We start from the raw sequence: 19,031 nt of genomic DNA, 5'->3' as shown, positions 1-19,031 counted from the left end.
CCGCTACACCGGAACCGGCACCGAGACCAGCAACGACGAGAGCACGCCCTCGGTGCTCACCCCGTCCAGCTCGGCCTCGGGCCGCAACTGCAGCCGGTGCCGCAGCACCGGGACCGCCACGGTCTTCACATCGTCGGGGGTGACGTAGCCGCGCCCGTTCAGCCAGGCCAACGCGCGCGCGGCCGCCAGCAGCGCGGTCGCGCCACGGGTGGAGGCGCCGTGCGCGACGGCGGGCGAGCTGCGCGTGGCGCGGCACAGGTCGACGATGTAGGCCAGCACCTCGGGACTCACCGTGACCTGCGCGATCGCGGCGCGGGCGGCCGCGATGTGTTCGGGACCGGCCACCGGACGCAACCCGGCGGCGCCGAGGTCACGCGGGTCGAAGCCGCTCGCGTGCCGCTGCAGGATGCGGAACTCGTCGTCGCGGTCGGGCAGCCGGATGTCGACTTTGAACAGGAACCGGTCGAGCTGGGCCTCGGGCAGCGGGTAGGTGCCCTCCTGCTCGATCGGGTTCTGGGTCGCGACGACGACGAACGGCTCCGGCAGCGGTCGCGGCTGTCCGTCCACCGAGACCTGCCGCTCCTCCATCGATTCCAGCAGCGAGGACTGCGTCTTCGGCGGGGTGCGGTTGATCTCGTCGGCCAGCAGCAGATTGGTGAACACCGGGCCCTGGCGGAAGGTGAACTCGGCCGAATGCGGGTCGTAGATCTGCGAACCGGTGACATCGCCCGGCATCAGGTCGGGAGTGAACTGCACCCGGGCGTGGTCGAGCGCCAGCGAGGTGGCCAGCGCCCGGACCAGCAGCGTCTTGGCCACGCCGGGAACGCCTTCCAGCAGCACGTGGCCGCGGCACAGCAGCGCGAGCACCAGGTACAGCACGGCCTGGTCGTTGCCGACCACGGCCTTGCCGATCTCGGTGCGCAGGGCGGCCAGCGCCGCACCGGCTTCCGCCGCGCTCGGCTGCGGGGTGGTGTTCTTGGTGATGTCGGTCATCCGAGCTCCGTCTCGATCCATTCGAGGTGTGCGGCAACGTAATACAGGGTCGTCTCGTCCGGCACCGGGCCGAACAGGACGGTGCCGATCTGCTGAGCGGGCGCGCCGAGGCGGGTGGCCGCCGCGGCGACGAGCTGATCGTCGGTCAGATCGCGCGCGCCCAGGCGCGGCCGGATCCGGCGCAGCGTCGCCGTGCGCAGCGTCCGGGCCACGTGCTCGACATCGCCGGAGCGACGGTACAGGCCCGCCTGGCCCGCGAGCAGTTCGTTCGCGGCGACTTCGACCGGTCGCGGTTCGCCGACGAGCGCGCCGCGCCTGCGGCCCCGCCACCACATCAGCACGCCGAAGGCGATCAGGAACTGCAACCCGCCGAAGGCCAGCCAGGCGGGCAGGCTGGTGAAGATCGAGTCCTTGCCCGCGCCGAAATCGGGGTCGTAGTCCGAATCATCGGGCGGATCAGGGGGATCGGGCAGGTCGGGAACGTCGGGGGGCGGCGGTGCGTCGGGCGCGCCGCACGACTGCATCGTGGCGTACAGCAGCAGGCACAGCGCCAGGACCGCTGCCAGCGTCGCCCAGAACTTGGGACTGCGCAGCAGTGCGGGCAGCGGCGGAAGCTGCCTGCGCCGCCTGGGCGCGCGCTCGGCGATCTCGAGTTCGACCGGCTCGGCGACCGGCGGCGGCGCGGACTGGGAGTAGCGGTCGGCGTATTCGAGTCTGCGGTACTCGTCCTCGGTGGCGGCGCGGCCGCCGTAGACGACCTCGTCGAAACTGCGTGCCGCCGGATGCAATTCGGTGGACTGCTCCAGCGGGAGCGCGGTCGTCGCGTCGTCGGCGGTCTCCTGCGCGGTGCGCGAGCGCCGGACCGGCAGGGTGCCGCCCTGCTCGAGGGCACGCAACACGGCGCGGAAGCGTTCCCGCAGCGCGCGGTCGTAGTCGCGGTGGGCGGCGGCGTTCTCGGCGGCGGCCCGATGCTCGGCGGCCGCGCCGAGCCGGGGCGGTGGCGGCGGACCGGAGCCGAGCTGTCGCGTCGCGCCGAGGTGCCGCTCGTCGTCGACAGCGGACGGACCGCCCGGACCGGGCCGCCACGCGCCGGGGCCGGGCGGCGGGGCGTCGGCGGCAGCCGGATCGGGGAAGCGGCTGTCGCTCATCGGGACTCACCGGGGATCGCGATGTCCATACCCTCGCGGGCGCACCGCCGGTCGATGTAGCAGACGGCGCGACTGGTGGCCTCGACGATCTCGCTGATCGTCACCACCAGCAGCAGCCCGCCGACCAGCAGCGTGATGAACGCCCAGCGATGCGTGCCGGAGAAGTCGGACAGATAGAAGGGCACGCCGAACGCGGGCACCGCGAGGACGGCGAAGATGACCCGCTGGGTGAGCCACAGGCCGGCCACGGTCCAATCGGCCCCCTGCACCAGTTCCTTCGACCGGGCGATCGCCGCGCCGAATCCGGCGTGCTCGCCGACGATCACCGGCTCGGCGACGAACCGTCGTGCCCGCACGTTCGACAACCACAGCAGCGCCAGCGGATAGGTGATGATCAGCAGGCTGCCGACCAGCAGGACCCCGATGCCGGTGAGCGTGAACATGATCTGCGCGAGCAGCAGCGGACCGGCGCGCCGGGCGGCCGCCCGCAACCCGGCGATCGCGCCGAGGCGCACCCCACCGAAGTCGGCGAGCGCGATCGCGACGGTCGCGCCGCGCAACACCAGGCGCAGCAGCCAGAGAAACGCCGCCGTGGCCAGGATCGCGGCCCACGCCGTGCCCGTGTCGGAGCCGTCGGTCAAGTGCGAGACGAGGCCGGTCACCCCGAGCACGCCGAGTACGGCCGCCACGAGCGCGCAGGCGCCGAGGGTCGACAGCGCCCGAATGTGGGCCTGGATCAGGGCGAACGGCTCGTCGAGCAGTTCGCGGAAACGCAGGGGCCGGATCGGTACCGTCGGCGGAGAGGGTGGCGCCGGCACGGACGCCGGTGCCGGATCGGTTCCCGCCCCGACGGCGCCGACCGCTTCGACGGCGGGACGCACGTCGGCGAGTCTAGCCGGGTTGTCGCAGCACCGGCGCGCTCGTGTCGCGGCCGTCCGCGTCGTCTGCCCCTCGTCGGGGTCGGGGCGTGGGGGTCGGGTGAGGTGGTCCGGATCAGCGCACGTCGGTCGTCGACTGTGCGTTCGTCGCGGTGGGGTCCGGGGTGCGCGCCGAGATTCTGGGTAGGGCCAGCTGGGTGGGGGTGAGTCTGCCTCGGAGGGTGACGGTTTCGCCGAGGTCCCAGTGGGCGGTCTCGGTGGCGGCGGCGCGGGCGAGGGTGGTCGCCGAGCTGAGGAGGCGTTCGTCGTAGTTCTTCGACAGCTCGCACAGGCGGGCCGCCTCGTTGACCGCGTCGCCGATGACGGTGAACTCATAGCGGTTGTGGGTGCCCACATTGCCCGCGACGACCCGGCCCGCGGCGACGCCGATGCCCGCGTTCAGGTCGGAGGCGTCGCGCAGTCGGCGCTGGATGGCGCGGCCGCAGGACAGAGCCGAGCCCGCCAGGTCGGGCAGGGGAGCGGGGGTGCCGAAGACGGCCAGGGCGGCGTCGCCTTCGAACTTGTTGAGCAGGCCGCCATGGCGTTCCACCTCGTCGACGACGATGTCGAAGAAGCGGTTGAGGATGCCGACGATCTCGGGCGCGGGCCGGGTGGCGGCCATCGTGGTCGAGCCGATGATGTCGATGAACAGGGCGGCGGCCTCGGTCTCGGTGCCGCCGAGCACCGGCCGGGAGGCGATCGCGGCCATCGCCACGTCGTGGCCGACGTGCTTGCCGAACAGGTCCTCGATCAGCGCGCGCTCGCGCAGGCCGTGCACCATCCGGTTGAAACCGCTCTGTAGATCGCCGAGTTCGGTGCCGTCGTACAGGGTGATCTCGGTGTCGAGATCGCCGTCCTCCACCCGGCGCAGCGCCTGGCGCACACCTTTGATGGGGGCGACCGTCGCGGCGACGACCTGGGCCATCAGCAACATCCCGAACAGCAGCGCCGAGCCGCCGAGGCTGAGCACACAGACCGCCAGCCTGGCCTTGCTCACCGCGGGGTCGGCCAGCGCCCACACCGCGACGATCATCGACAGCGCCACCGGAATCCCGACGCCGACCAGCCACGACAGCATGGTCCGGCCGAACACGCCGATGCCGCGGCGCCGGTGCGGGTCGGCTTGCAGCACCCGCGCGGTCACCGGCCGCAGCGCGAATTCCACGATCAGATAGCTGTTGGCGCACACCACGATGCCCGCGGCGCCGATGGACAGCCCGACCTTGGGGATCAGCGCCGGATCGGCCACGCCGTAGACGATCGTCAGCGTGACCAGCGCCAGGGACCACAGCACCGCCTGCTGCAACACCATCCAGCGCGGCGCCGACACCGCGACCCGCTGTTCGGGCGGGGTCGGTACGTGGTCGGGGTCGGTGGCCCAGCGCATGGTGCGCAGGCCGGCGACGGTGCCCCACACGGTGCCGATCGCCAGCGCGAGGACCGCGCACAGCGGTGTGAAGACGGCGTTGATCAGCAGCAGCTGCCTGGTGAAGACGGTCGGACCGGGCAGCACGAACCCGGCGAGCACCACGATCATCGTGATGCCGATCAGGTTGGCCACCAGCAACGGCACAGTCAGCAGCAGCTGCACGCGGACGCGCCGGATGGACGACTTCTCCTCGACCGGACCGAGCAGCGGTGAGCCCCACGGCGCCGCGCCCTTCGGTCCGTTGCTGTGGATCACTCTCGCACTGTAAACCGAGTGTCGTGAGTTGCCACAATGTGTAGCCCAGGTCACTGATTAACGGGCCGTGCTATATGACCAGTCAGTGGTCAGTTTTTGATCACGGTCGGCGGATATGTGCGCGCGGTCCGGTCCGGAATCGGTTCGGAGTACACATGTCCACTGAGATTGTTGTGCTCAGCGCTCGAGCAGCCGATCCACGACCGCGCGGTAGCGGGCGGGCTCGAGCTGCGGCAGGCCGAGCAGGGCGCGCAGGTAGACGCCGTCGCCGACCAGGCGGATGGTGTCGGCGCGGACGGGGTCGTCCACCTCGTCGTCGAGGCCGTCCGACCAGGCCGTCATGACGCCGTCGAGGGCCCGTTGCACCTCGTCGGGGTCGGTCCCCGCCGAGGCGTCGATGGTGCGCATGGTCGCCAGCAGGGAGCGGTACAGCGCGAGTTCGACCGCGTCGGCCTGGGTTGTGGGGTCGGGCGTCTGGAGGTACCACTCCGCGACCGGGGTGCCGTTCGCCCGCATCTCGGCGAGCTGGGTGCCGGCGCGGTCGCCGAGTCGTTCGACCAGGCCGACGAGCAGGGCGTCCTTGCTCTTGAAGTGATAGAGCAGCCCGCCCTTGGATACGCCCGCCGCGGCGGCGACGTTGTCGAGGGTCATCTGGGCCGCGCCGCGTTCGAGCAGCAGGGTCTCCAGGGCGTCGAGGATGCGATCGCGGGTGCCGGGGCTCACGGCGATCACTGTACCGTCTGGACGGTCTTTCTGTTACTGTACCGTCTGGACGGTTTACCAACTCAGAAAGTCGAGAAACCGATGAACACCCCTGTCACCACCGCCGCCGCCCCGCCGCGCGCCACCGCGCGCGAGTGGGCGGGCCTCGGTGTGCTGGCCCTCGCCTTACTGCTGCTCGCCGTCGACGCGACCGTGCTCGACCTGGCCGTGCCCGCGATCAGCGCCGACCTCGCCCCGAGCACCCCGCAGCTGCTGTGGATCATCGACGTCTATTCGTTCGTGCTCGCCGGCCTGCTGGTCGTGATGGGCAACCTCGGCGACCGGATCGGCAGGCGCAGGCTGCTGCTGATCGGCGCCGTCGGCTTCGGCATCGCCTCGGCGCTGGCCGCCTGGGCGGTCTCGCCCGAGATGCTCATCGCCGCGCGCGTACTGCAGGGTGTCGCCGGTGCCACGCTGATGCCGGCCACGCTGGGCCTGATCCGCTCGATGTTCCAGGACGCGCGGCAGCGCACCCTGGCGATCGGTGTGTGGAGCGCGATGGCCGGTGGTGGCGCCGCGGCCGGTCCACTGGTCGGCGGCTGGCTGCTCGAGCACTTCTGGTGGGGCTCGGTATTCCTGGTGAACCTGCCGGTCATGCTGGTGCTGCTGGCGCTCGCGCCGCTGCTCATCCCCGAATCGCGCGACCCGAACCCGGGCCGGTTCGACGCGCTCAGCGCGGTGTTGTCGATGCTCGCGCTGGTCCCCGTGGTCTACGCGGTGAAGGAAACCGCCGCGCACGGCCCGACCGTGGCCGCGCTGCTGGTCGGTCTGGCCGGTGTGCTCGCCGGCGTGCTGTTCGTCCGCAGGCAGCGTCGCCTGGCCGATCCGATGCTGGACCTGCGGCTGTTCGCGCTGCCCCGGTTCCGCGTCGCGGTGTTCACCAACCTGCTCGCGGTGTTCGCGCTGGCCGGTGTGCTGTTCTTCGGCTCGCAGTACCTGCAGCTGGTGCTCGGTCGCTCGCCGCTGGAGGCCGGGCTGCTGATGCTGCCCGGGCTCGCGGCCAGCGTGCTCGGTTCGCTCGCGGCGGCGTGGCTGGTGCGGCGCTGGCGCGCGGCGGTCGTGCTGGCCGGCGCGCTGGTGGTCACCGCGTTCGGCGCGGCGGCCTTCCTCCTGGTCGACGCGGTCAGCGGCGCCGAGGCGTTCGTGCTCGGCTTCGTCGGCATCGGCCTCGGCGCCGGGGTGGCCATGACCGTGGCCGCCGACCTGGTCGTCGGCTCGGCGCCGGCGGAACGCGCCGGTGCCGCGGCGGCGATCTCGGAGACCGCCTACGAGACCGGTCTCGCGCTCGGTGTCGCCCTGCTCGGCAGCACCGTGATGGCGATCTTCCGCCGCGGGCTCGATCTGTCCCTGCTGCCGGACGACGCGGTGGCGACGGCATCGGGATCGCTCAGCGGCGCGGTCGAGGTCGCGCGGGAGCTGCCGGCCGCGGTGGCGCAGGAGTTCTTGTCCTCGGCGAATCAGGCGTTCGTCAGCGGCATCCATCTGACGGTGCTCGGCATCGTCGCGGTGCTGCTGTTCGCCGCCTACGGCGCGGTGCGGACGAAGAACACCCGCGCGTGAGTACCGCCGTGGGGCCGGTGTCGATCCGGCCCCACGGCGGCTCGGTTGTCGTCAGGTCGCCTCGGCGGCGGGGTCGGTCGGACGCCCGCGAGGGAACCGTCCGACCCGACGCTCAGCGCGCGGGCGGCAGCTGACGCTGATCGCCGCCGGGGAGCTCGTTGGCGTTGCCGCCGGGGAGTTCTCCGTAGCCGTCCGCGGTCGGCAGGGTGTTGCCCTGGCCGGCGGGCAGCGCGGTGTAGGTCGGCGCGGCCTGGTACTGGCGCGGGTCCGGGTGGTACCGGGTCGACGGCGCGTCGACGACGGTCGAGGCGATCTGCTGGGCGTACGGGTGGTACTGCGGAGCGCCCTGCTGGGGGTACCCGGCGGGCAGGTAGCCCTGCGCGGGCTGACCCGGCAGCTGGTAGCCGGGCGGCGCCATCATCTGCTGCTGGGCCTGCGAATCCTGGGTGTCGACGGTGACCTTGCGGCTGCGGCGCAGCGTGAAGGTGACCTCCTCGACCTCCTCGAACGCCTGCCGCGCGGTGCGCAGCGGGTGCGTGGCCGAGTCGATCGCGTTGGCGACGAAGGACGGCACCAGCGGACGGATCCAGCGGGCGGCGGTGTCGGTGAACGGCACGGTGCCGATGATCGGCAGCTCGAGTCCGCCGCCCCCGGTCGGGGCCTGCGCGGGCGCGGCGGCGACCGGCTGGGCCGGCACCAGCGCACCGGCCTGCGGCGCGGCGGCGGGCAGCGCGGTGGGCAGGTACCCGGCGGGCAGCTGCTGCTGGGAGACGTTCGGCTCCAGAGCCACGGAGTCGTCCTTTCGATGCGGCTCGGTGATCCCGAGCTCGAAGCCGCCGATGGCGGCGATGATCCTGGTGCGCTGACGTTCTCGATCGATGACGGTATCGGCCTCGATGGCCAGGCGCGCCGCGGCGAGTTCGTGATCGGCGCGCAGGGCAGCCGCCTCGGTGCGCACCTCGGCCCGCTTCACCGCGATGGCCGCGTCGGCCTCGCGCTGGGCCCGGTCGGCCACCTCCTCGGCGTCGACCCGGCGGTCCAGCGAGGTCTCCCCGCGCCACCACCGCAGCAGCAGGGGCAGCAGGGCGAGCAGGACCCCGGCCAGCAGGATCAGCGCCCGCAGCGCGGCGGCCCCGGCGTGGTCGGCGGTGTAGCCGTTCATGGCCAGCCAGCGGGCGCCGAGCCCCCGGTCGGCCTCGGCGAACGCGGTGGCGCGGGCGGCGGCCAGCTCGGCGGTCTCGGTGCGGACCTGCTGGTCGAGCTGATCGGTGCGGGCCTGCGCGGCGGCGAGCTGCCTGCGGGAATCGTCGAGCATGTCGTTGGCCGTCTGGGCCTCGGGACCGCGGCCGGGGACGCCGGTGATCCTGGTCTGCGGGCACTCCGGCGTCGGGTTGTACTCACAGCGGGCGATGACCAGCGCGCGGTCGATATCGGCCTGCGCCTTGGCGATGCTCACGTCCAGGGCGGCCCGGTCGGCGCTCGCCCGGTCGAACTCGGCCCGCGCGGCGACCACGCCCGGGGCGTTCTCGGCACTCGCCTGCGCGCGCACGTCCAGCTCCCGGTCGACGGTGCCGCCGAGCAGCACGGTCGAGGCCAGTTCGGCGACGAGCACGCCGGCCAGCACGCCGACGCCGATCCTGGCAGCGGTGCTCGCGCGGTCGGCGGCGCCGGGCCTGGTGGTGGCCAGCGCGCGGCCCAGCGCGGCGGCGGCCACCGCGACGACCAGCGCGAGCGCGACGACGGCGAACGCGCCGATCCCGTCGGCGGCGGCCAGGGCGGCGGCGGTGACGATCCCGGCGACCGCGGCGAACAACAGCACGGCGGCACCGGTGACGACGTAGCCGCCCTGTTCATGGTTGTAGGCCAGGTCGGAGCCCGTTTCGGGATCCCGGCGCCGGGGCGAGGCGAGGCCTCCGCCGAGCCAGGTGAGTGTGCCGGTCATAGGTTCTCCCCGGGTCGTGCGCTCCACTGGGCATGGCGAAACTGTCATGGATTCGTTGTGTCAGCGTGACAGGCAGCGACCCGACACACCGAGTGTCGACGACCCCCTTGTGGTCAGCCTCACAGTAGTAGGAGCCCGGCATCGGTGCGAGTCGGTGGCGCGGGCTGGATGCCCAGGCCCGCCCGGCGTGTCGACGTCGGCGATTCGTACCTACCGGTTGGTAGAGCCCCTGTTGTGGCGAACGCCACTGTTCCAGAATTAGCCAGAGGTGTGCTGTGGCACACAAACTCGATACAGACCGAACGGTTGGATCACTGCGATGCCACGTCGGGGCCGCTGTCGGAAATATCTCACCGCTTCCGTCCCGGTTAGCGGAGCGCACAGGTTTGACCTGGGCATTGTCGGGGAATTCTGCTGCGGTGCAGGTGAGTTCAGCTTTCGGCCCTGGGTCGGCAGCCGGTTCTGGCCTGCTTCGCCACGGTGTTCGCGCAGGTCGGCGCGGGTTGTCCGGGATCGATCCGGCCCTCGCTCTGCTTTACACTGGACGACGCGCGCGACGAAGCATGCCGCCGTTACAAACCCCAGCTAGACAGGTTTCTTAGCACGACCTTAGTTGGTTGGGTCTGCGGTCTGACTTATCGTTTGCTCTTACGCCGAACGCACCCCTGTTCGGTACAACCACCTGTTTCGGGGTCCGGTGAAACCGGGCCAAGAGTAGCGGGTGAACCCCCGCGCGGAGGTAAGGGATGTGTAAGCGTTCCGTTACCTCTGAGCACCCACTACGTCAACGAAGCGGGTGGACAACTGGAGACGTGACTGCACGCCGCAAACCATCATCGCCGCTGGTTTCGGATCGTACGGACGCAGTCTTGACGGAGGCGAAACGACGAAGGGCCCAACTCAGCTCGCTGAGCGGCCGATCTCATCGACAGCCGACTTTCTTGAAGGCAGAGGCATGACGCAACTTCCTGGCCACAGGTCACCCGGTGCCACCGGGCTCTACGATCCGGCATTCGAGCACGACGCCTGCGGCGTCGCGTTCGTCGCCGACATGCACGGACGACGCAGTCGAGACATCGTCGACAAGGCCATCACGGCCCTGCTGAACCTGGAGCACCGCGGTGCCGCGGGCGCCGAGCCGAACTCCGGCGACGGCGCGGGCATCCTGATCCAGCTCCCGGACAAGTTCTTCCGCGCGATCGTCGACTTCGAGTTGCCTCCGGTCGGCTCCTACGCGACCGGCATCGCCTTCCTGCCCCAGGCCCGTCGTGAGGCCGCGCGTGCCGCCTACGGCGTGGACAAGATCGTCACCGAAGAGGGCCTGGCCGTGCTCGGCTGGCGCGAGGTGCCGATCGACGAGTCCTCGCTGGGCGCCCTGGCCCGCGACGCCATGCCGACCTTCCGGCAGATCTTCATCGGCTCGCCCAAGAACTCCGCCGAGCAGCTCTCCGGCATGGACCTGGAGCGTCGCGCCTACGTCATCCGCAAGCGGATCGAGCACGAGCTCGGCAAGGCAGGCCCCGGTGAGGGCACCGTCGGCAAGGAATCGGTGTACTTCCCGAGCCTGTCCGGCGAGACCTTCATCTACAAGGGCATGTTCACCACGCCGCAGCTGCGCGCGTTCTACCTGGACCTGCAGGACGAGCGCGTCGAGTCGGCCATCGGCATCGTGCACTCGCGCTTCTCCACCAACACCTTCCCCTCGTGGCCGCTGGCGCACCCGTTCCGCCGGGTCGCCCACAACGGTGAGATCAACACCGTCACCGGTAACGAGAACTGGATGCGCGCCCGTGAGGCGCTGCTGCGTTCGGACGTCTTCGGCAAGGACGAGGCGGGCAAGAACCGGCTGCAGAAGATCTTCCCCGTCTGTACGCCGGGTGCGAGTGACACCGCGCGCTTCGACGAGGTGCTGGAGCTGCTGCACCTCGGCGGCCGCGACTTGCACCACGCGATCCTGATGATGATTCCCGAGGCCTGGGAACGCAACGAGAACATGGACCCGCAGCGGCGGGCGTTCTACGAGTACCACTCCATGCTGATGGAGCCCTGGGACGGCCCCGCCGCCGTCTGCTTCTCCGACGGCAAGAAGATCGGCGCCGTGCTCGACCGCAACGGCCTGCGCCCCGGTCGCATCTGGGTGACCGAGGACGGCCTGGTCGTGCTCGCCTCCGAGGTCGGCGTCCTCGACATCGACCCCTCCACCGTGGTCCAGAAGATCCGCCTGCAGCCGGGCAAGATGTTCCTGGTCGACACCGAGGCGGGCCGCATCGTCACCGATGACGAGCTCAAGTCCGAGCTGGCCGCCGCGCAGCCGTACCAGGAGTGGCTCGACGCCGGCGTGAGCCGCCTGGCCGACCTGCCCGACCGTCCGCACGTGCACATGTCGCACGACCGCGTGCTGATCCGTCAGCAGATCTTCGGTTACACCACCGAGGACCTGAACCTGCTGATCACCCCGATGGCCAAGACCGGCGGCGAAGCGCTGGGCTCGATGGGTACCGACACCCCGATCGCGGTGCTGTCGAACCGGTCGCGTCTGCTGTTCGACTACTTCTCCCAGCTGTTCGCGCAGGTCACCAACCCGCCGCTGGACGCCATCCGCGAGAAGGTAGTCACCAGCCTCAAGCGCAACATCGGCCCCGAGGCCGACCTGCTGCACCCCGGCCCCGAGTCGTGCCAGCAGATCGCGCTCGAGCAGCCGATCCTGGACAACGACGAGCTGGCCAAGCTGGTCCACATCAACGACGACGGCAGCCACCCCGGCCTGCGCTCGGTGGTCGTGCGCGGTCTGTACCCGGTCGCCGAGGGCGGCGAGGGCATGCGCAAGGCCCTGGCCGCGATCAACACCCAGGTGTCGGCGGCCATCGACGGCGGCGCGCGGATCATCGTGCTGTCCGACCGCGAGTCCAACGAGAAGCTGGCGCCGATCCCGTCGCTGCTGCTCACCTCCTCGGTGCACCACCACCTGGTGCGCGAGCGCACCCGCACCATGGTCGGCCTGGTCGTCGAGGCCGGTGACGCCCGCGAGGTGCACCACATGGCGATGCTGGTCGGTTTCGGCGCCGCCGCGATCAACCCGTACATGGCCTTCGAGACCATCGAGGACATGCTCGAGCGCGGCTCGCTGCAGATCCCCGGCTCGACCGGTGACCTGGCCGCCGACTTCCGCAAGGCCGTCGCGAACTACTGCACCGCGGCCAGCAACGGCGTGCTCAAGGTGATGTCGAAGATGGGCATCTCCACCCTCGCCTCCTACAACGGCGCCCAGCTGTACCAGGTCATCGGCCTGGCGCAGGATCTGGTCGACGAGTACTTCACCGGCCTGCGCTCGCCGCTGGGCGGCATCGGCCTGGACGAGATCGCCGAAGAGGTGGCCATCCGCCACCGCACCGCGTTCCTGGAGAACCGCAACGAGCGCGCGCACCGCGAGCTCGAGGTCGGCGGCGAGTACCAGTGGCGTCGTGAGGGCGAGTACCACCTGTTCAACCCGGACACGGTGTTCAAGCTGCAGCACGCGACCCGCACCGGTCAGTACTCGATCTTCAAGGAGTACACCAAGCTGGTCGACGACCAGTCCGAGCGGCTGGCCGCGCTGCGTGGCCTGTTCAAGTTAAAGACCGGTCAGCGCGAGTCGATCTCGATCGACGAGGTCGAGTCGGCCGCCGAGATCGTCAAGCGGTTCTCGACCGGCGCGATGAGCTACGGCTCCATCTCGGCCGAGTCGCACGAGACCCTGGCGATCGCGATGAACCGCCTCGGCGCGCGCTCGAACTCCGGTGAGGGCGGCGAGAGCCCGGCCCGCTTCGAGGTCGAGGAGAACGGTGACTGGCGTCGTTCGGCGATCAAGCAGGTCGCCTCGGGTCGCTTCGGCGTCACCGCGCACTACCTGACCAACGCCACCGACATCCAGATCAAGATGGCCCAGGGCGCCAAGCCGGGCGAGGGCGGCCAGCTGCCCGCGCACAAGGTGTACCCGTGGGTCGCCGAGGTGCGGCACTCCACGCCGGGCGTCGGCCTGATCTCCCCGCCGCCGCACCACGACATCTACTCGATCGAGGACCTGGCGCAGCTGATCCACGATCTGAAGAACGCGAACCCGCAGGCGCGGATTCACGTGAAACTCGTCGCGGAGCCGGGCGTCGGCACCGTCGCCACCGGTGTGTCCAAGGCGCACGCCGACGTCGTGCTCATCTCGGGCCACGACGGCGGCACCGGCGCCTCGCCGCTGACCTCGCTCAAGCACGCGGGTGGCCCCTGGGAGCTCGGCCTGGCCGAGACCCAGCAGACCCTGCTGCTCAACGGCCTGCGCGACCGCATCGTGGTCCAGGTCGACGGTCAGATGAAGACCGGTCGCGACGTGATGATCGCCGCCCTGCTCGGCGCCGAGGAGTTCGGTTTCGCGACCGCTCCGCTGGTCGTATCGGGCTGCATCATGATGCGCGTGTGCCACCTCGACACCTGCCCGGTCGGCATCGCGACCCAGAACCCGGTGCTGCGCGAGCGCTTCTCCGGCAAGCCGGAGTTCGTCGAGAACTTCATGCTGTTCATCGCCGAGGAGGTGCGTGAGCTGCTCGCCGAGCTGGGCTTCCGCACGCTCGACGAGGCCATCGGCCGCGTCGACCTGCTCGACACCAGCAAGGCCAAGGCGCACTTCAAGGCCGCCAAGCTGGACCTGTCGCCGATCCTGGACATGCCGGAGACGGCGTTCATGAACCAGGACACCCGGTGCACCGGCACCCAGGACCACGGTCTGGACAAGGCGCTGGACAACGAGCTGATCGCGCAGAGCGCCGACGCGCTCGAGCGTGGCCAGGCGGTCAAGATCGAAACCAAGATCACCAACGTGAACCGCACGGTCGGCACCATGCTCGGCCACGAGGTGACCAAGCTCTACGGTGGCGCGGGCCTGCCCGACAACACCATCGACATCACCTTCAACGGTTCGGCGGGCAACAGCTTCGGCGCGTTCGTCCCGGCCGGCATCACGCTGCGCGTGCAGGGTGACGCCAACGACTACGTCGGCAAGGGTCTGTCCGGCGGCCACATCGTGGTCCGCCCGGCGCTCACCGCGCCGGAGGGCTTCGTCGCCGAGGACAACATCATCGCGGGCAACGTGATCATGTTCGGCGCGACCAGCGGCCGGATCCTGATCAACGGTGTGGCGGGCGAGCGGTTCGCCGTCCGTAACTCCGGCGCCACCGCGGTCGTCGAGGGTGTGGGCGACCACGCGCTCGAGTACATGACCGGTGGCCGCGTGGTGATCCTCGGTGGCACCGGCCGCAACCTCGGCGCCGGTATGTCCGGTGGTGTCGCCTTCGTCTACGACCCGGAGGGCACGCTCGCATCGCGCGTCAGCCCGGATCAGGCCGAGGCGATCGAGCAGCTCTCCGGTGACGACTTCACCTGGCTGCGCGACATCATCACCACCCACCGCGACGAAACGGGTTCGGCTGTCGCCGAACGCATCCTGAGCGACTGGTCCCAGCAGGTGAACCACTTCGTGAAGGTCATGCCCCGCGAATACAAGAAGGTTTTGCTCGCCATCTCCGAAGCTGAGAAGAGCGGCAAGGACGTGGACGAAGCGATCATGGAGGCGGCTCGTGGCTGACCCACAGGGATTTTTGAAGCACACCTCACGGGAACTGCCCACCCGCCGACCGGTCGAGCTGCGACTGCTCGACTGGAAAGAGGTCTACGAGGACAAGTTCTCGCACGACACCCTGCAGAAGCAGGCCAGCCGCTGCATGGACTGCGGTATCCCCTTCTGTCACAACGGCTGTCCGCTGGGGAACCTGATCCCCGAGTGGAACGACCTGGTGTACAAGGGTGCCTGGCGCGAGGGCATCGACCGCCTGCACGCCACCAACAACTTCCCGGAGTTCACCGGCCGCCTGTGCCCGGCTCCGTGTGAGGCGTCGTGCGTGCTCGGCATCAACCAGCAGCCGGTCACCATCAAGCAGGTCGAGGTCGAGCTCATCGAGAACGCCTTCGACGAGGGCTGGGTCACCCCGGTGTACCCGACCCGCCTGACCGGCAAGAAGGTCGCCGTCGTCGGTTCGGGCCCGGCCGGTTTGGCCGCCGCCCAGCAGCTGACCCGGGCGGGCCACACCGTGACCGTGTTCGAGCGCGACGACCGCATCGGCGGTCTGATGCGCTACGGCATCCCGGAATTCAAGATGGAGAAGTCGGTCATCGACCGTCGCCTCGCGCAGATGGAGGCCGAAGGCACCATCTTCAAGCCGGGCGTCAACGTCGGTGTCGACATCACCGCCGAGGAGCTGCGGGAGCGTTTCGACGCGATCGTGCTCGCCGGTGGCGCCACCATCGCGCGTGACCTGCCGATCCCGGGCCGCGAGCTCGACGGCATCCACCAGGCGATGGAGTTCCTGCCGCTGGCCAACCGCGTCCAGCTCGGCGACGACATCACCGACGAGAACGGCCTGCCGCCCATCCACGCGAAGGGCAAGAAGGTCGTCATCATCGGTGGTGGCGACACCGGCGCCGACTGCCTGGGCACTTCGCACCGCCACGGTGCCGAATCGGTCCACCAGTTCGAGATCATGCCCCGTCCGCCGGAGGAGCGCGCCGGTTCCACCCCGTGGCCGACCTACCCGCTCATGTACCGGGTGTCCTCGGCGCACGAGGAGGGCGGCGAGCGCGTGTTCTCCGTCAACACCGAGCGTTTCGTCGGCAAGGACGGCAAGGTCACCGGTCTCGAGGCGCACGAGGTCAAGATGGCCAACGGCCGGTTCGAGAAGGTCGAAGGCACCGACTTCACCCTCGAAGCCGACCTGGTGCTGCTGGCCATGGGCTTCGTCGGCCCGCAGAAGCCGGGCCTGCTGACCGACCTCGGCGTCGGTTACGACGGCCGTGGCAACGTGCAGCGGGACAAGAACTGGGCCACCAACATCCCCGGCGTCTTCGTCGCCGGCGATATGGGCCGTGGCCAGTCGCTCATCGTGTGGGCGATCGCGGAGGGCCGCGCCGCGGCGTCCGCGGTGGACAAGTTCCTGGAAGGCGAGACCGCGCTGCCCGCGCCGATCCCGCCGACCGCCGTCGCCCAGCGCTGACGCACGAACCATCAAGGCGCCCGCGGACTTCCGAGTCCGCGGGCGCCTTCGTCGTTTGCCCAGGGTATGCGTAGGGGACTGAACGCCGTTCGCCCACAAGGAGTTCGGTACCCGAGCAAACGACGTGGCTGATCTCCGGTGCAGCACATACACTTCCGTTATCGATGTGTAACCGGTGATGATCCGAGGGGGAGCTGTGCCGTTACCGCCGGGAACGATGGCGAGCCTGCATCGCGCCGCGGAGCGCGGTGACGGTACCGCCATGCACAATCTGGCCAACATCTACTACGACCACAGCGATTTCGACGCGGCCGAGCACTGGTTCCGCCGGGCGGCCGCCGCCGGGCACACCCGCGCGATGAACAACCTGGCCGTGCTGCTGGACAAGCTCGGCGAGATCGACGAGGCCGAGTCGTGGTACCGCCGGGCCGCGGCGGCGGGCAACGTCAACGCCATGTACAACCTGGCCACCCTGCTCTACCAGTGCGGTGACCGGCGCGGCGCCGAAACCTGGTACCACCACGCGGCTTTCGCGGGCAATGTCGACGCGATGTACAACCTCGCCCGCCTGTGCGAGGACCAGGATCGTCTCGACGACGCCGAGGCCTGGTATCGCGACGCCGCCGACAACGGCGACATCGACGCCGTCAACAACCTAGGCATGCTGCTGCGGAGTCGCGGTGCCCTCACCGAGGCGCGCCGCTGCTTCCGCCGTGCCGCCGATCTCGGCCACCCGCGCGCCATGGCCAATCTCGCCGCGCTCCTGGAGTCGCAGGGCGCGCACCGCGAGGCCGAGTCCTGGTACCGCCGCGCCGCCGGCTGAGCGAACACTACTGACGAACCGACCGGTTCGTGGATTCGTCGCGTTCTGTTCGTGATGTTCGCGAGATGGTCGCCGATCCATTTAGGGTGGTTGAGCACCGGGTTTATCGGCCGGGCAGCGAACCGGCGCGAAGTTACCCAAAAGTATTGATACCGAGCGGTTTTCCAGCAAACCTCAGCAAACATTATGGGGCGCAGCAATTTTCCGGCGTTCGGCGTGCGGGAATTTGCCGGGAGGTATAGCGTCACGTTCCGATAACCTCTCGAAGACAGGCCGGGGCGTGTGAATTCTCTCGACGGCTGCCTGAAACGCATCATGGATATTCCCGGTGCGTGCAGCGTGACACTGGTGGATGGGGCCAGCGGTTTGGCGATCGCCGCCGCTGGAGTGCACGACATCGTCGACGAACACGAGGATGCGGCGGGCACCACGGATGTGGTGCGGGCCGCGCTCGGGTGTTCGGCGCTGGCGACCGGACGCGCGGACGACGACATCACCGAGATCGTGGTCTGCCGCACCGGTGGCTTCCACCTGTTGCACCTGGTCGAGGGTGATTTCGACGGCAGGCTGTTCGTCCATGTCGTCTTCGACGGCGACACCGGCAATCTCGGCATGGCCCGGTATCAGCTCCGTGCCGCGCTCGAGGAACTGACGGGCGGCGATCGATGAGCTTGGCCCTCGCCGAGGAATTGCACCGGCTCGAGGAACAGGGATCGACCGGGGTACTGCGGGCCGGGGACGGCGAATTCCATCTGGCGCGCGGCGCGATCGCCTCGGCGGGCTGCCGGCGCACCATCGGCCTGGACCGGCTGGTGGTCGAGGCGGGTGTGGCCACGGCCGAGGACTGGCGCCGGGCCGGCGCGGGCGATCCCGGTCCGTTATTGCACCGGCCACGACTGGAAACCCTGGCGTTGCTGTCGGTATTCGACGCCGCCTATTTTCTGCTCGCCTCGGCCGCCGAGCCGGAATTCCTGCCCGCGCCCGAACATTGGCTCGCCCCTGTCTGCCGAGTGGCGCCGCATACGCTGCTGCACGAATGCGCCCGGCGCAGTGATTCGGAGTGGGGTCCCTGGCCCGCCGACCTCGTCGCCGCGGTGCCGGTGGTCCCCGCGCGCCGGGTGCGCCGCCATCGGGTGGTGCTCACCGGCGGCCAGGCCGAGGTGCTGGCCGCCGCCGACGAGCGGCGCAGCATCGCCGAGATCGCCCGCGACCTGGGCCGCACCACCTACGGCTGCCTGGTCGCCGTGCGCGACCTCACCACCGCGGGGCTGATCCAGGAACCCGACCCGGCGGCGGCGGAACCGGTCGTGGCGCCCGCCGTGGCCGACGCGCCCCAGTCGTCACCGGCCGTGCGGCACCTCACGCTGGCGCCCGCACCCGTGGAAGACACTGGGCGCCATCGGCATTCGGCACCGGAGGTGCCTTCCACAGGCGTGCCCGCGCTGCCGAGGCGGGTCCCGCCCGCGCTCGGCGGCGGGGGAACGGCTTGTCCGCCCCGCCCGGTGTACGCGGGGACGGGCGAGCGAACCGGTCGGCACGCGGTCGACGAGGAAGCGACCGCACCCGCCCGGCATCGCGGACACCGCACCGGCGCGGCACCGTACGAACCCGAGCGCTGGCGACAGGTCGACCGCGATGTACTCATCCGGCTCAGGGCGGCGTTGGAGGAGCTTGCGTGACCGTGCGGAAGAAGCTGCTCGGTGAATGGAGGGGAAGGACGAAGGTGGCGATGCCGGTGCCCGAACGGAACACGGCCGTATTGGCCGAACTGAAGTCGTTGCGGGAGCGCGTCCCCCGCCTGACCGGTTCGGTGGTGGCCTCCAGCGACGGGCTGCTGATCGAACACGACCTACCCCCGCACATCGAACCCGCCGGCATGGCCGCGATGGCGGCCGCGCAGCTGTCGCTGTCGTATCGGCTCGCGACCACGGCGCACGGCGGCGGATTCAACGAGGTCGTCGTGCTCGGCACCGAGGGGCAGGTGGTGATCTACGCCGCCGGCTACACCTCGCTGACCGTGCTCGCCGGCCCGGAAGTGAACGTCGGCCGGCTCCACCTGGAGTCGCGACCGGTGGCGCGCGCCATCGCCGAACACCTGGCGGCGGCGCAATCCAAGGAAGAAACCGATTGAA

The 19,031-nt window shown here is 70.1% G+C and carries 13 protein-coding genes; 7 read left to right on the top strand and 6 right to left on the bottom strand.

Annotation, left to right across the window (positions count from 1 at the left end; genetic code table 11):
• Positions 1–3 precede the first annotated feature (3 nt).
• From ACIO52_RS10715 to ACIO52_RS10695, 5 genes are all read right to left on the bottom strand, one after another.
• Positions 4–993 (bottom strand): MoxR family ATPase, encoded by a 990-nt coding sequence (locus tag ACIO52_RS10715; protein WP_218716020.1) that lies wholly within the window; start codon positions 991–993, stop codon positions 4–6.
• Positions 990–2,141, bottom strand: coding sequence for a DUF4129 domain-containing protein (locus tag ACIO52_RS10710; protein WP_402643198.1), 1,152 nt, complete (start codon positions 2,139–2,141; stop codon positions 990–992). Before ACIO52_RS10710 ends, ACIO52_RS10715 begins: the two co-directional genes overlap by 4 nt.
• Positions 2,138–3,022: a hypothetical protein gene (locus tag ACIO52_RS10705; protein WP_218715862.1), complete on the bottom strand. Its 885-nt coding sequence runs from the start codon at positions 3,020–3,022 to the stop codon at positions 2,138–2,140. The genes ACIO52_RS10710 and ACIO52_RS10705 overlap by 4 nt, the downstream gene beginning before the upstream one ends.
• A gap of 112 nt (positions 3,023–3,134) precedes the next feature.
• Positions 3,135–4,742: an adenylate/guanylate cyclase domain-containing protein gene (locus ACIO52_RS10700; RefSeq protein ID WP_218715861.1), complete on the bottom strand. Its 1,608-nt coding sequence runs from the start codon at positions 4,740–4,742 to the stop codon at positions 3,135–3,137.
• A 177-nt stretch (positions 4,743–4,919) separates the two neighbouring features.
• The gene (locus ACIO52_RS10695) at positions 4,920–5,465 is read right to left on the bottom strand and encodes a TetR/AcrR family transcriptional regulator (protein WP_218715860.1); all 546 of its coding nucleotides are present in this window, start codon (positions 5,463–5,465) and stop codon (positions 4,920–4,922) included.
• An 81-nt stretch (positions 5,466–5,546) separates the two neighbouring features.
• On the opposite strand from ACIO52_RS10695, the gene ACIO52_RS10690 reads away from it, so the two are divergent.
• A complete protein-coding gene (locus ACIO52_RS10690; protein ID WP_402643193.1) occupies positions 5,547–7,064 on the top strand; it encodes an MFS transporter in 1,518 nt (505 codons plus the stop codon).
• Between the two features lie 112 nt (positions 7,065–7,176).
• Here ACIO52_RS10690 and ACIO52_RS10685 read toward each other — a convergent pair whose 3' ends face one another.
• Positions 7,177–9,006, bottom strand: a complete 1,830-nt coding sequence (locus tag ACIO52_RS10685) for a DUF4407 domain-containing protein (RefSeq protein WP_402643191.1) — start codon at positions 9,004–9,006, stop codon at positions 7,177–7,179.
• Positions 9,007–9,961: 955 nt separating this feature from the next.
• Here ACIO52_RS10685 and gltB point away from each other — a divergent pair.
• From gltB to ACIO52_RS10655, 6 genes are all read left to right on the top strand, one after another.
• Positions 9,962–14,614 (top strand): glutamate synthase large subunit, encoded by a 4,653-nt coding sequence (gene gltB / locus ACIO52_RS10680; RefSeq protein ID WP_402643188.1) that lies wholly within the window; start codon positions 9,962–9,964, stop codon positions 14,612–14,614.
• Positions 14,607–16,076, top strand: a complete 1,470-nt coding sequence (locus ACIO52_RS10675; RefSeq protein WP_218716105.1) for a glutamate synthase subunit beta — start codon at positions 14,607–14,609, stop codon at positions 16,074–16,076. Before gltB ends, ACIO52_RS10675 begins: the two co-directional genes overlap by 8 nt.
• Positions 16,077–16,293: 217 nt before the next feature.
• Positions 16,294–16,899, top strand: a complete 606-nt coding sequence (locus ACIO52_RS10670; RefSeq protein ID WP_316573105.1) for a tetratricopeptide repeat protein — start codon at positions 16,294–16,296, stop codon at positions 16,897–16,899.
• Between the two features lie 348 nt (positions 16,900–17,247).
• Positions 17,248–17,568: a hypothetical protein gene (locus tag ACIO52_RS10665; RefSeq protein ID WP_316573106.1), complete on the top strand. Its 321-nt coding sequence runs from the start codon at positions 17,248–17,250 to the stop codon at positions 17,566–17,568.
• Complete coding sequence (locus ACIO52_RS10660; RefSeq protein ID WP_402643183.1) at positions 17,565–18,578, top strand: hypothetical protein; 1,014 nt, start codon at positions 17,565–17,567, stop codon at positions 18,576–18,578. Before ACIO52_RS10665 ends, ACIO52_RS10660 begins: the two co-directional genes overlap by 4 nt.
• The gene (locus tag ACIO52_RS10655) at positions 18,575–19,030 is read left to right on the top strand and encodes a roadblock/LC7 domain-containing protein (protein ID WP_308248331.1); all 456 of its coding nucleotides are present in this window, start codon (positions 18,575–18,577) and stop codon (positions 19,028–19,030) included. The genes ACIO52_RS10660 and ACIO52_RS10655 overlap by 4 nt, the downstream gene beginning before the upstream one ends.
• Position 19,031 lies beyond the last annotated feature (1 nt).

This window comes from Nocardia sp. NPDC087230, from assembly GCF_044744725.1.
Lineage (GTDB): Bacteria > Actinomycetota > Actinomycetes > Mycobacteriales > Mycobacteriaceae > Nocardia > Nocardia canadensis.
This window is presented reverse-complemented; position numbering and strand designations above follow the sequence as displayed.

What these genes read in the sequence shown, in the direction of transcription:
- ACIO52_RS10715 (WP_218716020.1), bottom strand. Translation starts at nt 993, where the DNA reads ATGACCGACATCACCAAGAACACCACCCCGCAGCCGAGCGCGGCGGAA.
- ACIO52_RS10710 (WP_402643198.1), bottom strand. Translation starts at nt 2,141, where the DNA reads ATGAGCGACAGCCGCTTCCCCGATCCGGCTGCCGCCGACGCCCCGCCG.
- ACIO52_RS10690 (WP_402643193.1), top strand. Translation starts at nt 5,547, where the DNA reads ATGAACACCCCTGTCACCACCGCCGCCGCCCCGCCGCGCGCCACCGCG.
- ACIO52_RS10685 (WP_402643191.1), bottom strand. Translation starts at nt 9,006, where the DNA reads ATGACCGGCACACTCACCTGGCTCGGCGGAGGCCTCGCCTCGCCCCGG.
- gltB (WP_402643188.1), top strand. Translation starts at nt 9,962, where the DNA reads ATGACGCAACTTCCTGGCCACAGGTCACCCGGTGCCACCGGGCTCTAC.
- ACIO52_RS10670 (WP_316573105.1), top strand. Translation starts at nt 16,294, where the DNA reads ATGGCGAGCCTGCATCGCGCCGCGGAGCGCGGTGACGGTACCGCCATG.
- ACIO52_RS10660 (WP_402643183.1), top strand. Translation starts at nt 17,565, where the DNA reads ATGAGCTTGGCCCTCGCCGAGGAATTGCACCGGCTCGAGGAACAGGGA.